13 protein-coding genes are annotated in these 13,891 nt (G+C 33.7%); 5 read left to right on the top strand and 8 right to left on the bottom strand.

Annotation, left to right across the window (positions count from 1 at the left end; translation table 11 throughout):
• Positions 1-18 precede the first annotated feature (18 nt).
• The gene (locus ACKX2A_RS06125) at positions 19-2,049 is read left to right on the top strand and encodes a TonB-dependent receptor (protein ID WP_415328370.1); all 2,031 of its coding nucleotides are present in this window, start codon (positions 19-21) and stop codon (positions 2,047-2,049) included.
• Here ACKX2A_RS06125 and ACKX2A_RS06120 read toward each other — a convergent pair.
• On the bottom strand, positions 2,046-3,008 hold the full coding sequence (locus ACKX2A_RS06120) for a YpdA family putative bacillithiol disulfide reductase (protein ID WP_415328368.1): 963 nt from the start codon (positions 3,006-3,008) through the stop codon (positions 2,046-2,048). The genes ACKX2A_RS06125 and ACKX2A_RS06120 overlap by 4 nt on opposite strands.
• A 202-nt stretch (positions 3,009-3,210) precedes the next feature.
• Here ACKX2A_RS06120 and ACKX2A_RS06115 point away from each other — a divergent pair, with 202 nt between their 5' ends.
• Positions 3,211-3,849, top strand: coding sequence for a hypothetical protein (locus ACKX2A_RS06115; RefSeq protein ID WP_415328366.1), 639 nt, complete (start codon positions 3,211-3,213; stop codon positions 3,847-3,849).
• Between the two features lie 189 nt (positions 3,850-4,038).
• Here the strand turns inward: ACKX2A_RS06115 and ACKX2A_RS06110 are convergent, their stop codons facing one another.
• The 7 genes from ACKX2A_RS06110 to ACKX2A_RS06080 all read right to left on the bottom strand — a co-directional run bounded on the left by ACKX2A_RS06110 (position 4,039) and on the right by ACKX2A_RS06080 (position 11,200).
• Positions 4,039-5,349: a glycosyl transferase family 1 gene (locus ACKX2A_RS06110; RefSeq protein ID WP_415328365.1), complete on the bottom strand. Its 1,311-nt coding sequence runs from the start codon at positions 5,347-5,349 to the stop codon at positions 4,039-4,041.
• Positions 5,350-5,435: 86 nt separating this feature from the next.
• Positions 5,436-5,843: a GxxExxY protein gene (locus ACKX2A_RS06105; protein WP_415328363.1), complete on the bottom strand. Its 408-nt coding sequence runs from the start codon at positions 5,841-5,843 to the stop codon at positions 5,436-5,438.
• Between the two features lie 31 nt (positions 5,844-5,874).
• The gene (locus ACKX2A_RS06100) at positions 5,875-8,409 is read right to left on the bottom strand and encodes a hypothetical protein (RefSeq protein ID WP_415328362.1); all 2,535 of its coding nucleotides are present in this window, start codon (positions 8,407-8,409) and stop codon (positions 5,875-5,877) included.
• A gap of 33 nt (positions 8,410-8,442) precedes the next feature.
• A complete protein-coding gene (locus tag ACKX2A_RS06095; RefSeq protein ID WP_415328360.1) occupies positions 8,443-8,670 on the bottom strand; it encodes a hypothetical protein in 228 nt (75 codons plus the stop codon).
• Between the two features lie 83 nt (positions 8,671-8,753).
• Positions 8,754-9,806, bottom strand: a complete 1,053-nt coding sequence (locus ACKX2A_RS06090) for a DUF6263 family protein (protein WP_415328358.1) — start codon at positions 9,804-9,806, stop codon at positions 8,754-8,756.
• A 48-nt stretch (positions 9,807-9,854) separates the two neighbouring features.
• Positions 9,855-10,613, bottom strand: coding sequence for a 23S rRNA (guanosine(2251)-2'-O)-methyltransferase RlmB (rlmB, locus tag ACKX2A_RS06085; RefSeq protein ID WP_415328357.1), 759 nt, complete (start codon positions 10,611-10,613; stop codon positions 9,855-9,857).
• A gap of 113 nt (positions 10,614-10,726) precedes the next feature.
• Complete coding sequence (locus tag ACKX2A_RS06080) at positions 10,727-11,200, bottom strand: DinB family protein (RefSeq protein WP_415328355.1); 474 nt, start codon at positions 11,198-11,200, stop codon at positions 10,727-10,729.
• A 251-nt stretch (positions 11,201-11,451) separates the two neighbouring features.
• Between ACKX2A_RS06080 and ACKX2A_RS06075 the strand changes: the two genes are divergently transcribed.
• The 3 genes from ACKX2A_RS06075 to ACKX2A_RS06065 are packed head-to-tail and all read left to right on the top strand — an operon-like array spanning position 11,452 to position 13,830.
• A complete protein-coding gene (locus ACKX2A_RS06075) occupies positions 11,452-12,456 on the top strand; it encodes an AAA family ATPase (protein WP_415328353.1) in 1,005 nt (334 codons plus the stop codon).
• Entirely contained in the window at positions 12,456-12,908 is a 453-nt protein-coding gene (locus ACKX2A_RS06070; RefSeq protein ID WP_415328351.1) for a GNAT family N-acetyltransferase, read from the top strand. The genes ACKX2A_RS06075 and ACKX2A_RS06070 overlap by 1 nt, the downstream gene beginning before the upstream one ends.
• Before the next feature lie 58 nt (positions 12,909-12,966).
• On the top strand, positions 12,967-13,830 hold the full coding sequence (locus tag ACKX2A_RS06065; RefSeq protein WP_415328350.1) for a DUF58 domain-containing protein: 864 nt from the start codon (positions 12,967-12,969) through the stop codon (positions 13,828-13,830).
• The last annotated feature ends 61 nt before the right edge of the window (positions 13,831-13,891 follow it).

Raw genomic sequence — 13,891 nt, 5'->3', positions numbered from 1 at the left:
TTTGCTATAACTCATCCAATGGCAAAAATTTATTTTCTACTTTCCGTATTTTCTGTTTCATTTTTCTTTTCACAAAAGAAAGATTCAGCAACATTGATTTCAGAAGTTCAGATCGACGCTTACAAAAAAGCGACACCTTTTATGGCTTCAACCAAATCCGTTTCAGTGGTTTCCGAAAATTTACTGAGTCAAAATACACCCGAAAGGATGTTAGAATCCATCAACCAAATTGCCGGAGCAAGAATGGAAGAACGTTCACCCGGAAGCTACAGGATTTCCCTTCGTGGAAGCACGTTGAGGTCGCCTTTTGGGGTACGGAATGTGAAAGTTTATCTAGATGATTTTATTTTATCAGATGCTTCCGGAAATACATATTTAAATATCATTTCTCCGGAGTTGATCGATCGTATGGAGATTTACAAAGGTCCGGAAAGTGGAGATTACGACGCCGTGACGGGCGGAACCATTTTGCTTCAAACCAAAAAATCAGAAAATCTTTCAGCCAATTTATCGATAGGAAGTTACGGAACTTTCAACCAGAGTTTTGATTTTTCGAAGCAGTTGGGGAAACACTTTTTTGAGATCTTTCAGAATTATTATCAAACAGATTCTTACCGTGAACAATCTTCTGTGCAGAGAAAACAAATTTTCATGAAAGACAATTTTCAATATTCAAAAAAAGGATTGTTGAAGGCAATGGTTTTGTATTCAGATTTAAATTACGAAACTCCGGGTGGTTTGACATTACAGCAAATGGAAGCCAACAGAAAACAGGCGAGACCAGCGACTGCAGCCGTTCCGGGAGCAAAAGATCAGGATGCAGGAATTCAAAACAAAATGATTTTAGCCGGAATTTCTCATGAATTTAATTTTAATCCAAATTTTTCGCATTTTATTTTAATTCAAGGGTCTTATGTTGATTTTGAAAATCCATTTATCACCAATTTTGAAAATCGCTTTGAAAAGAATTTTGCTTTAAGAACGCATTTTAATTATGAGAAAAATTGGAACAAAGTTTCTCTAGCCTACAGATTTGGTTTTGAAGGTGGAATCAACGATATTTTAGTCAAAAATTACGATAATAATAAAGGAATTGAAGGAAACCCACAGAATTTTGATCAAATAAAAAACAGATCAGGATTTTATTTTCTTTCGCAAAAACTGAATTTTGGCGAAAAATTATTTACAGATATTTCAATCAGCTTAAATTCGAATTCTTACGATTGGGAAAGGACGTATCCAAGGTCTGAAAGCGGAAATGTTCATTTTAAAAATCAATGGCTGCCGAATTTTGGATTTACTTATCTTTTAAGTAAAGGTTTTTCCGTGAGGGGGAAGGTTGGAAAAGGAAATTCTGCGCCGACAAATGAAGAGATCCGTTCTTCCAATCAAGAATTTAACCAAAATTTAAATCCGGAATACGGTTGGAATAAAGAAATTGGAATCAGGAAACAATTTGGAAATTCCTTTTTTGCTGAAGGAAATTATTTCGATTTCCGGATGAAAAATGCGATTGTAAGACGGCAAAATGAAGCAGGGCAGGAGTATTTTGTCAATTCCGGCGCAACGGTGCAAAAAGGATTCGAAGTCTTGCTAGAATCTAAAAACTTCAGCCTGAAAAATAATTTTCTGAGCAATTTTAAATTCAGATTTTCAGGAAGCTTTTACAATTTTAAGTTTGAAAATTATAAACAGGTTGACAGCGATTTTTCAGGAAATGATTTAACCGGAGTTCCAAAAACAACGATTAATAGTTTGTTGAATTTTACTTTCTTTAAGAGGCTTTCTGTTGATTATTCACATTTTTACACATCAAAAATTCCTTTGAATGATGCCAATTCTGTTTGGTCAGACTCAAGTTTGGTCGGGAATATTCAATTTAGATTTCCTGTAGATTTTGATAAGACAAAATTGAATTTATATTTACAAATTCAGAATCTTTACAATACCGATTATGTTTTGGGTTTTGATATTAATGCTTTTGGAAGCCGTTTTTATAATCCTGCTGCAAAACGGAATTTTATTTTTGGAGCGAGGATTGATTTTTAATGTAAAAGAATATTCTGAATGATCATCTCTGCATGAATTCTTGAGTTTTCAATGAACCACAGATGCGTGTCTTTTCCACCACAAACAACGCCTGCCAAATACAAGTTTGCAACATTGGTTTCCATTGTTTCCGGATGATAAAGTGGATTCAGACAATCTCCTTGTAATTCTATTCCTGAATTTTTTAAGAACTCAAAATCTGGAAGATAACCGGTCATTGCCAAGACAAAATCGTTTTGAATTTCGTGATTTTCTCCATTTTTATCTTTAAAAATGACAGAATTTTCTTTAATTTCTGTAAGTTCAGAATTAAAATGGGCTGTAATGCTTCCTTCTGCAATTCGGTTTTCTATATCTGGTTTTACCCAATATTTCACACTGTTTGAAATCTCGGAATGTCTGATAATCATCGTTACCTCGGCTCCCTTTCTGTAGGTTTCCAGCGCAGCATCAACAGCAGAATTACTGCACCCAACAACCACAACTTTTTGTTTTGCGTAAGGATATGGTTCTGTATAATAATGTTTTACTTTCGGTAGATTTTCTCCCGGAATATTCATCATATTCGGAATATCATAGAAACCTGTTGAAATAATTACATTTTTTGCGAAATATTTTCCTTTCGTGGTTTCGATGGTGAAAACATCATTTTCTTTGATAACTTTTTCAACCTTTTCGTATAAATTGATGTTTAAATTTCGCTGTCTAGTAATTCCCTGATAATATTCTAAAGCTTCCTGTCTACCGGGTTTGGGTGCTGTCGAAATAAATGGAATGCCTGCAATCTCCAACTTTTCAGCAGTCGAGAAAAACCTCATATATAAAGGATAGTTGTAGAGAGAATTTACGATTGTTCCTTTTTCAATAATTAAATAAGAGAGATTGTTTTTCTGAGCTTCCAAGGCACAATTCAATCCAATTGGGCCACCTCCGATGATAAGAATATCTAGAATTTCCATGAAACAAAAGTACAAAAAAGCTATAAGCAATAGGCTTTAAGCAATAAGCAAAAAACTATATTCAAAATAATTAAAGTCTATGTTACGAACTCCAATATTAAAACATTCAAAATGCTGCAACACTCAGGCTCTCAAATGCTAAAAAACCTTCAACGCAAACATGGCATTGGATTTGGTAAATTTTAATCTTAACATTAAAAATATGAAAAAATTATTCTTTTCAGTATTGATTCTGAGTATTGTGGCATGTACCAAAAATCCTGAAAAATTTGTAAATGACAAAGCAGATTCTACTTCTAAGATAAAATCTGACAGCGCAACTGTTGATCAAAATATTGTGAATAAAGAAGTGGCTTTAAAACAAATTAATGAAGAAGTTGTACAAACTTTAAAGGATAAGGATTATAAAAAAATCGCAGAGTTTATTCATCCTGAAAAAGGAGTTACATTTTCGATGTATGGTTTTGTAAATCCAAAAGAAGATAAACATTTTTCCAAAGCGGATTTTGAAAAATATGAATCAACGAAAACCCTTTTTACTTGGGGAACAATGGACGGATCTGGAGATTTGTACAAATCAACGATTGATGATTATTTAACGAAATGGGTGTATTCAAAAGATTTTGCGACAGGGCAGGTTTCGTTTAATGAATTTCAAGGAAAAGGAAATTCGCAGAATAATTTAAAGGAAATTTATCCAAAATCCGATTTTACAGAAAATTTCATCAAAGGTTCTGAAGCCAATGCTGAAATGGATTGGAAATCGCTTCGATTGGTTTTCGAAGAATATCAGGGAAAGTATTATTTGGTAGGCATTATAAACGATCAGTGGACAATTTAATATAGAAATTTACCGCAAAAGATTTTAACATATTAGAACACTTAAGAAAGTTTTAAATTTTAATTTTAACTATTAAGAAATATTTAAGAGATTTAGAAAATTAAGAATAACTATGCTTTTATCTTTTAAGATAAATGATATTGCTTAAACTAAGCTCCTTAAATATTTCTTAATAGTTTAATAATAAAATTATGAATCTAAAATTTCAACCAATTTTTTAGTCAGATTCTTTCTTGAGAATTGCTCAATATTTTGAACGTTTTCAACAAGATTCCCGTTTTTCCAAAGATCGAATTTTTCTAAAATAAACTCTTTAATTTTTTCAGAATCTTCATAACTGAAATGTTTTCCAGCTTGGGTTTCATCTAAAATTTTTGCAACATCTGCATCGTTTGGCCCAAACGAAATGATTTGCTTTCCCGTAGCCAAATATTCGAAAATTTTTCCAGGGATAATTCCTTTTGAAGATTCATTTGGAAAGTTTGTAATTAATAAGATATCAGAAGTTTGCATTTCTGAAACAGCTTTATCATGAGATAAATATCCCAAATTCAAAATGTGATGTTGCAAACTTGAATTCTCAATTGAGGATAAAATTTTATCATCGATTCTTCCTGCAAACTTTAAAGTGAAATTCTCTGCAAAATCGGAATTGGTTTTAATTAAATTATCCAACGTTTTCCATAGATTCTCAGGATTTCTCAATTGTTCCAAAACACCAATATAACTTAGCGTGAATTTGGGTTTAAGAGTTTGAGGGTTTGAGGATTTGAGAGTTTCTGTGCTTGTATCTGTTTGATCAAAACCGTTTGTGATGCAAATTGCATTGGCTCCGTTTTTTTTGAAATTTTCTGCATCCGTGTAGCTTGTCGCTAATGTAATATCTGCAATTTTAAAGACATCACTTTCTAATTGGCGATGTTTTTTATCGGAGCCTTTTGTGAGTTTTAAATGTTTATAATAAGAAATTTCCGTCCAAGGATCGCGGAAATCGGCAATCCATTTTAGGTTGGGAAGTTTCTTTTTTAAATTTAAACCAATCAAATGCAGGGAATGTGGCGGTCCGGAAGTTACGACCACATCAATTTTATTTTCTTTTAAATACTGTTCTAGGAATTTTACCGAAGGTTTTACCCAAAAAACTCTGGCATCGGGAATGAAAAAATTTCCTCTTACCCAAATCGAAAGTTTAGATTTCCAGTTTTGGTTTTTCCCAACATCAAACTGCCCGGCTTTGAATTTTTTATTGCTTTTATTGAGTTTTTCGGCTAACTGATAAGGTTCCCAGATTTTGGTTTTTACAATTTCCAGATCTTGCGGAACATCTTTCATCAGGCTTTCATCCAATAAAGGATAGCTCGGATTCTCCGGTGTGTAGATCACAGGTTTCCATCCGAATTCGGGTAAATATTTTGCAAATTTCAACCACCTTTGAACACCAGGACCTCCCGCAGGAGGCCAGTAATAAGTGATGATTAATATTTTTTTTTGAGAATTCATTTATAATTGTTTTAACCGCAAAAGTGGCAAAAGATTACTATTACTTTTTAAGTTATTTAAAAGTTTACAAAATGCAACCCAATATTTTAGTCATATTGCTCAAAATATTTATTGATAAACGTTTCTTGACCGAAATGATAAATATTTTTGACGTTAAAATTTACTAAAATTCCTTTTGGAACTTTTAATAGATTCATATAATTCAAAATCTGAGATTTATGAATTTCCAAAAGAGAAGACACAGCTTTTATTTCTAAAACAATTAAATCTTCAATTAAGAAGTCACATTTAAAATCACAATTTAAATTTTCATCCTTGTAAATTACAGGAATCTGAAACTCAGATTTATATTCAATATTTCTTAATTTAAATTCTTTTTCTAAAGCTTTATGATATACAATTTCTGATAATCCTGCTCCCAAGATTTTATGGACTTCTATACAAGCTCCATTAATTCTATAGGTAAGATCTGTAATATATTTTTGAGTAATCATAAACACAAAGCTTTTTCAAACTTTTGAATTTCTAAATATTTTCGAGTTGTCTTTTGTCTCTTTTGCGGTAAACGATATAAATTCCAAATCCGCTTAATAAAATAAACAGTCCGAAACAAATAAGCGAAATCCATTTTCCTTTTTCAATAACTTCTGGTTCGAAAACCATTCTTACATGGTGATTTCCTGCAGGAACATGAACGGCACGAAGCAAATAATCTGCTTTGATGTAAGGAACTTCCTTCTCATCAATGAAAAATTTCCATCCGTGAGGATAATAAATCTCAGAGAATACAGCCAATTGCGGTGTTTTTGATTGAGATTTGAATTCCAGTTCGTTCGGTTGATATTTTGTTAAATTGATGAACGCTGTCGAATCTGCCTTAACAGGTTTTCCATCAAAATATTTTTTATCAGAAGCAGCAATTACAGCTGTTTTTTTACTATCAATTGTACCGATTGCCTTAATTTCCTGATTTGGAGATTCAACAAATTTAAGATCGCTTACAAACCAGGCATTTCCGTTTGCCTTTGGATTTGGCATTGCCTGAGGCTGTTCAGGTCCGCCTGCAACCCAATATTTTGCATTTAATAAATTTAAAATATTAGGAACTTTTACAGAATCCATCGTCTGGAAATATTCGTTGATAACGTCGTCGTATCTTCTCAATTTCACAGCGTGATAACCACCAATTGAAGATTTAAAATAAGAAGTATTTGTCTCACTGAACGTTCCTAAAATATTATTGAAAATTCTGTAATGTGTTTTATCTCTTTCTGCAATTGTTTCAAGCGTTTTATTAACATTTACATTCGCAACTATCGATTCTAGACTTGGATTTCCCTGAACTTTTTCAGCCAAAAGATCTGAACTTTCTGTCTGGAAAGGATTTTCTGCAAAAATTTTATCAACGTAATTATCATCGTTTAAGTAACGTTTGTTTACTGTCCAAAGATCAAATAAACTTACAACGCCAAGGATAACTAAAGCGATATTCTGATTTAATTTTTGTTTTAAAACCATGAACAAAGCTCCAACGGCAATCGCAACATAGATGAATGCTTTAATGGCATCAATTCTGAATAATTTAAATCTTTCCTCAGTTAGATAATCTAATAGGAAAGGAGGAAGATAAGTTTTTTCGTTTTCTGTATGGAAACCTAATAAAGATTTTCCGAAAACTAATAAAATCAAAACAAAACCTAAAGTTCCGCCACCAACGTAAAGAAGAATTTTCTTTTTGTATTCTTCCGTTAATTCATTATCTGTGAAAAATCTATAAAGTCCAATAATTGCAATTAATGGAAATAATAATTCCACAACAACCAAAATTGAAGACGGCGCTCTGAATTTATTATAAAAAGGTACGAAATCGATAAAGAAATCTGATAGAGGCATGAAGTTGCTTCCCCAAGCCAAAAAGACTGTTAAAATAGAAGCTCCTAAAATCCAGTAACGGTATTTTTTTGATGCGAAAAAGAATCCTAAAAGTGCTAAGAAACATACAATTGCACCTTGGTAAGCAGGACCTGAAGTTCCCGGTTGATCTCCCCAATAAGTTAAATTTCCAAAACCTTTGGAAATTCTGTCCATTTCAGCTTGTGAACCTACATTTTCCTGCACCAGTTCCTGAACTTTGTTCATCATTTCTTTTCCCTCCGGCTCCTGACTTCCGCCGCCCATTAGTCTAGGAATGAATAGATTAAGTGTTTCCAGTTTTCCGTAACTCCACATTAGCATACTTTCTTTGTCCATTCCGGAATTTCCTTCTGTATGACTGTCATTCGTTAAAATTTGCTTTCCACGAACGGTTTCTTTTACATATTCGGAATTCGCCATGATTCTTTGTGAATTCATTCCAACTCCGATTAAACATGAAGCGGCAACTATTCCCGAAGAAATCAGGAAGTGCTTCATTGGCATTTTTTTCTGAATGGCTCTGATTAATTCAGATAAAAATAAAAATCCTAAAGCCAGGAACAGATAATAGGTCATCTGTGGGTGATTCGCTGCGATCTGAAGTCCCATAAATAGGGTAGTGACGATGAATCCCCAAATGTATTGTTTTCGAATATAGACGAGTAAAATTCCGGCTAAAAGTGGCGCGAAATACTCAATAGTATTAATTTTACCATTGTGTCCGGCTGCAATTGCAATATAAAAATAGGTTGAAAGTCCGAAAAATGTTGCTCCCAAAAGCGCATATTTCCAGTTTCTTACCACGACCATTCCCAAAAGAAAAAATCCGGCAGAAAGCAGGAAAAGATAATTAACCGGTCTTGGAAGGAAGTTTAATTTACTGTCAAGATTTTTAATGATGTCGCCTTTAAATTGGCTTCCCATCTGGTAAGTCGGCATTCCTCCAAACATGGAATCACTCCAATAAGTTTCGTTTCCGGTATCGGCTCTGTAGTCGAGAAGTTCTTTTGCGCCGCCTCGATATTGCACAATATCATGCTGGAAAAGTTGTTTTCCCGAAAAAACGGGAGTGGAGTATAAAAATGCTAAAACTATAAATACAACTAATGAAATTGCAATATAAATTAAGTTTTTATTTTTCGCCATGTTGATGGTTATTATCTTTTATTTTCGGAATTATTACCTTTTTTCATTATTATCTTTCACTTCTTCGTAGTCTACGGTTTCTGCATCCCACTTCAGATTTTGGTTATCCTTATTTGAGTTTTGTATGTCCTGCTGCCTGTTATTCTGATTATTGTTATTGAATCTGTAACTATAAAACGTCTTGAAGAAAATTCTTTTAAGAATATTCCAGACAAAGAAAATAATGATAGCGCTGAGTACGAGCTCAAGAATATATTTCATAATAATTAAATGTTTAAAGTTCAGGGATTAAAGCTCAAATTTTTTAAATTCTAAAACAGTCCAATCCCAAAACTCATTTACTTTTATTTAGCAGACGGATTCACCATCACAGAAGATTTGTTTACACTCTTCATCGATTGAGACTCTTTTCCATTAGAAATTGTTTCAATCTGAGTCGTCACCACATTAATGTTTTGGTTCGTGATCCATCCTGTATTTTGGTCAAACTTAATGGTTCCGTTTTGTGTAAGTTCGCTGCTTAGGCTGTGCGTAACCTCTCCCTGATTTTGTTTTTCAACTTTTTTAGGAATTCCGCCCGTTACACCAATTTCAGCAATACCGTTTCCAACACTGTTTAAAACATAGTTTGATGTTACTTTAATTTTTCCATTTGGATCAGCATTTTCGCTATTTGTCCATTTTTCTCCAATTTTTGCTCCCTTTTTAGGAATAATGGTTAAATTTTTACTGAATTGGTCTTTCAATACTTTTTCATTAAAAGATTCTTTCAAACTTGCCACAACGCTTGCTTTTTGATTGGCATCTTTCACTAAAGTACCGACAGCATTAGAAACTTTAGTATAAACGGCATCAAAACCAGTAATAGAAATTACATTACCTTTTGTGTCCATTTTCATGTTTAACTTATTGCCTGTCAATGCTCTGTTGATGTTCCAGATCATTTTTAAATCATCTTCTTTTGGAATTGGCAATTTTGTATCCACAACGATTGTTTTCCCTTGTGCTGTCTGAGAATTTCTTTTCGCAATAAGGTTTAAAGTAATATCATAAATATTTCCTTTAATATCATTTACTGTGAAAGACATTTCATCCGTAGATTCGCTTGTTCCGTTCATGGTTTGACCTTTCGGATCAGTCATTGTTTTCGTATCTCTCTGATATGTTGTTAAAGGATACGTTTTCCCTTTTTCCAATTTAAAAGTCTGAGTGAAAACTCCCGCAGAATCTTTGATTGCAGGGTTTGCTTCTACTTTTGCCACAGAATCCGCCGGAACTTCTACCGTGATTGTTTTTCCTGTTTTAGGATCTACTTTTGTAATTTTTGTCGTCTCTTTTTTATTACAAGAAACTACTGCTATTGCTGAGATTAGCGCTAATGCTGCTATATTTTTCATTTGAATTTTTTTAAATTTTTACTACTTCTTTTTAAATTTTGAAAGCTTTTACAGACTTGAATTTGCAGTCATTTTCTGTCTTACCGCTTCATATAAAATCGCTCCACAAGCCACGGAAACGTTTAGAGATTGAGTTTTTCCTTCAATTGGCAGCTTTATTTTTTCGTCTGCGTGATGCAAAACTTCTTTTGAAATTCCAGTTTCTTCGTTACCCATTACAACAGCACAAGGTTCTTTAAAATCTACATCATAAATTAATTTTTGAGCCTTTTCACTTGCTGCAAACACAGAGATTCCGCTTTGTTGAAGGAAATCTACAACGTGAGCCAAATTGGGAACTTTACAAATTTTAATATTATAAATACCTCCGGCTGAAGTTTTTATCGCATCTGAATTAATTGGCGCAGCTCCTTTTTCCGGAATAATAACCGCATCAACTCCCACACATTCTGCTGTTCTGCAAATTGCTCCAAAATTTCTAACATCTGTCAATCGATCCAAAATCAATAAAAACGGCGTTTTTCCTTCTTCAAACAATTGAGGAACAATATCTTCAATTTTATGGAACGGAACATCCGAAATAAATGCCACAACACCTTGGTGATTTTTTCTTGTAAATCTGTTCAGTTTTTCAACCGGAACATAATTGGGACGGATTTTATTTTTCGCTAAAATTGTTTTCAATTCGGCATAAATATCTCCCTGCAATGCGTTTTGTACGAAAATTTTATCAATCGTTTTTCCCGCTTCAATAGCTTCAATCACGGGACGCAGCCCGAAAATAAAATCGTCTTTTTTATCTGTCATTTTAATAATTTAAATAGTGAATTGTTAAATGTAAATCTAGCTTTAAAAATCAATTTTTAGTTGAAAAAAATCACGCTTAATAATTGACTTGCGTAGCAAACTTACCCTCAAAACTATCTTCCTTTTTCTCCTAAAATTGCTCGTTTTTGCGATAAAATATATCCATAATGGATGCTTTCGTGCATATTGTTGAAAATAATTGCATCCTGAATACTCTTCAGATCCATCCCGAAACTTGTAGTGTAAGGTGTGTAATCTGCAAAAAAATCGCTGTCGTAATCTTTCATTAAAATCTTTGATGTTTCCACTAATAAAAACTCCAGATCTTCAACTTCCGATTTTTGAACATCCAAATTGGGAAGCGTTCCTTTTTTGTAGGTTTCAACCCAATATTTATCGATTCTGAAAGGGTTTCCGCTCAGATAATAATGCAAAAGTTGCTGTGTGGCAACAGTGTGAGCAATATTCCAGTAAATATTGTTGTTAAAACCATCCGGAATCAACAAAAGATCATCATGAGATGTATTCTGCAGGATATCCAAAAGGTTCTTTCTTACTTGTCTGTGAGCTTGAAAATGATAATTCATTTTGCAAAAATTTTAATCACCAAAAATAGTTTAATAAACTGGAAATGACAATTTTTGAACGGTCGATTAAAGCAAAATTTATATATTTTTATGAAAAATTTTAATAATCTTATTGAGTTTTAAGGTTTCATCTATTCTGAATCTCGCATCAATGCTGGAATATTTAACAAACTTTAACTCAAAAATGGCATTTTTTGTGTTGATTAATGCAAGTATTTATTAGAAATTTACCAATTATTTTAAATAAGACTATGTCAGATACATATCAAGCGGAAGATATTCGTCAGTTAACGGAGCAGGTAAAGGAAGCCAACTTCTATTTTGCCCGTCTTCGAGAGGAAATCAATAAAGTTATTATCGGTCAGGAATATATGATTGATCGCCTTTTGGTGGGACTTTTGGGGAACGGCCACGTTCTTTTGGAAGGAGTTCCGGGATTGGCAAAAACATTGGCTATTAAAACATTGGCAGAAGCAGTTCATGGAGAATTTTCGAGGATTCAGTTTACGCCGGATTTGCTTCCTGCAGATGTTGTAGGAACCATGATTTACAATGTGAAAGACAATGATTTTTCGATTAAAAAAGGTCCTGTTTTTGCAAATTTTGTGTTGGCGGATGAGATCAACCGTGCTCCCGCAAAAGTGCAGTCAGCTCTTTTGGAGGTGATGCAGGAAAAGCAAGTAACAATCGGTGATGAAACGATGAAACTTCCAAAGCCATTCTTGGTGTTGGCGACTCAAAACCCTATCGATCAGGAAGGTACGTATCTTTTGCCAGAAGCGCAAAGCGATCGATTTATGCTGAAATGTACGATCGATTATCCTAAATTTGAGGATGAAAGAACGGTCATGAGAATGGTTTCGACTTCTCATCAACCAACAATTAAACCTGTAATTTCTCTTGAACATATCGTTGCGGCAAAAGAACTAATCAACCAGATTTACCTTGATGAAAAAATTGAGAAATATATTCTGGATATGGTTTTTGCTACCCGTTTCCCTGAAAATTACGGACTTTCCGAGCTTAAAAATTATATAAGTTTCGGAGCTTCTCCGAGAGCGTCGATCAATTTGGCGATTGCTTCAAGAGCCTATGCATTCTTGAAAGGAAGAGCTTTTGTTATTCCTGAAGATGTAAAATCTTTAGCAAAAGATGTTTTAAGACACAGAATTGGTCTAACTTTCGAAGCTGAGGCGGAAGAAATTTCATCAGAAGAAATCATTAATAGAATTTTAGCGAAAATTCAAGCTCCGTAATGAGTGAAGTTGTCATTAGAAAAGCCATTCAGGAAGATTGTGCTTCAATGTTGGAGTTAATCAAAGAATTGGCTGATTATGAAAAGGCTTTGCATGAAGTTACGCTCACCCTTGAACAGTTTATTGAAGATGGGTTCGGAAAATCTCCGGTTTGGGGAGCTTTTGTAGCGGAATTTAATGGAGAAATTGTTGGAATTTCATTGTATTACGATAGATATTCTACATGGAAAGGCAGAAGATTGTATCTGGAAGATCTGGTGGTGACGGAAAAATTAAGAGGAAAGCAAATCGGAAAGAAATTGTTTGAAGCAACCCTGGAACACGGAAAATCTAACCAATACAGCGGAATGGTTTTTCAAGTTTTAAATTGGAACGAACCAGCCATTAATTTCTACAAAAAATACAGCCCGAAATTCGATGATGAATGGTTTAATGTTTCGATCGAGTTTTAAGTTATAAATTATGAGTTATGAATTTCCGGCTAATTATCATCTAAAACCTGCAACCTAAATGAAAATAAAAGATATTGTAAAAAAAGTCAAGCAAATAGAAATCCGCACTCGTAAGAAGACGGAAGCTACTTTGATGGGGCAATATCACAGTGCTTTTAAAGGTCAGGGAATGACTTTTTCTGAGGTTCGACCATATCAGTTTGGTGACGAAATTAGAAGAATCGACTGGAATAAAACAGCTCGTTTCCGTGAGCCATTTGTAAAAGTAATGGAAGAGGAAAGGGAGCTGACGATGATGTTGGTTGTCGATATTTCTGCTTCAATGGATTATGGGACTAAAACTCAGTTGAAAAGAGAATACGTGGCAGAAATTGCAGCCAGTTTAGGCTTTTCAGCAGCAGGAAATAATGATAAAGTGGGATTGATTTTATTTGCTGATAAAGTGTATAAAGTAATTCCGCCACAAAAAGGAAGAAAACATATTCTTTCGATTATCAGTACGATTCTAACGGCTGATTATGTTCCGGCAGAATCGAAGATTGATAAAGCTTTAGAATACATGATGGGAATTTTTAAAAGAAAATCTCTGGTTTTCTTATTCTCGGATTTTGAAGATGAATATGATTCTAAAATGTTGAGAGTAGCTTCTAAAAAACACCAATTGTTGGGAATGAGAATTTTTGATGAAAAAGACAATGAAATTCCCGATGTAGGATATACCTTATTATATGATGCGGAAACCGGAAAGCAGGTCTGGGCAAATACTTCCAGCGCTAGATGGCGATATACGTTTGCAGAGGCTCAAAAGAAGAAATTGAGAGCTTTGGAAGAAGATTTTGCCAACAGTTCCGCGAGTTTTATGAATATTAATACCGGTGAGGATTATTCTAAATTGTTATATAATTATTTTCAGAAGAAATAACATCAATAGGAATAAGTATATCATCCTGAGCTTAGTCGAAGGAAGTCCATTTAAAAATTTA

Origin of the sequence: Chryseobacterium sp. MMS23-Vi53 (assembly GCF_047651245.1) — a bacterium.
GTDB lineage: Bacteria > Bacteroidota > Bacteroidia > Flavobacteriales > Weeksellaceae > Chryseobacterium.
This window is presented reverse-complemented; position numbering and strand designations above follow the sequence as displayed.

What these genes read in the sequence shown, in the direction of transcription:
- ACKX2A_RS06125 (WP_415328370.1), top strand. Translation starts at nt 19, where the DNA reads ATGGCAAAAATTTATTTTCTACTTTCCGTATTTTCTGTTTCATTTTTC.
- ACKX2A_RS06120 (WP_415328368.1), bottom strand. Translation starts at nt 3,008, where the DNA reads ATGGAAATTCTAGATATTCTTATCATCGGAGGTGGCCCAATTGGATTG.
- ACKX2A_RS06115 (WP_415328366.1), top strand. Translation starts at nt 3,211, where the DNA reads ATGAAAAAATTATTCTTTTCAGTATTGATTCTGAGTATTGTGGCATGT.
- ACKX2A_RS06110 (WP_415328365.1), bottom strand. Translation starts at nt 5,349, where the DNA reads ATGAATTCTCAAAAAAAAATATTAATCATCACTTATTACTGGCCTCCT.
- ACKX2A_RS06105 (WP_415328363.1), bottom strand. Translation starts at nt 5,843, where the DNA reads ATGATTACTCAAAAATATATTACAGATCTTACCTATAGAATTAATGGA.
- ACKX2A_RS06100 (WP_415328362.1), bottom strand. Translation starts at nt 8,409, where the DNA reads ATGGCGAAAAATAAAAACTTAATTTATATTGCAATTTCATTAGTTGTA.
- ACKX2A_RS06095 (WP_415328360.1), bottom strand. Translation starts at nt 8,670, where the DNA reads ATGAAATATATTCTTGAGCTCGTACTCAGCGCTATCATTATTTTCTTT.
- ACKX2A_RS06090 (WP_415328358.1), bottom strand. Translation starts at nt 9,806, where the DNA reads ATGAAAAATATAGCAGCATTAGCGCTAATCTCAGCAATAGCAGTAGTT.
- rlmB (WP_415328357.1), bottom strand. Translation starts at nt 10,613, where the DNA reads ATGACAGATAAAAAAGACGATTTTATTTTCGGGCTGCGTCCCGTGATT.
- ACKX2A_RS06080 (WP_415328355.1), bottom strand. Translation starts at nt 11,200, where the DNA reads ATGAATTATCATTTTCAAGCTCACAGACAAGTAAGAAAGAACCTTTTG.
- ACKX2A_RS06075 (WP_415328353.1), top strand. Translation starts at nt 11,452, where the DNA reads ATGTCAGATACATATCAAGCGGAAGATATTCGTCAGTTAACGGAGCAG.
- ACKX2A_RS06070 (WP_415328351.1), top strand. Translation starts at nt 12,456, where the DNA reads ATGAGTGAAGTTGTCATTAGAAAAGCCATTCAGGAAGATTGTGCTTCA.
- ACKX2A_RS06065 (WP_415328350.1), top strand. Translation starts at nt 12,967, where the DNA reads ATGAAAATAAAAGATATTGTAAAAAAAGTCAAGCAAATAGAAATCCGC.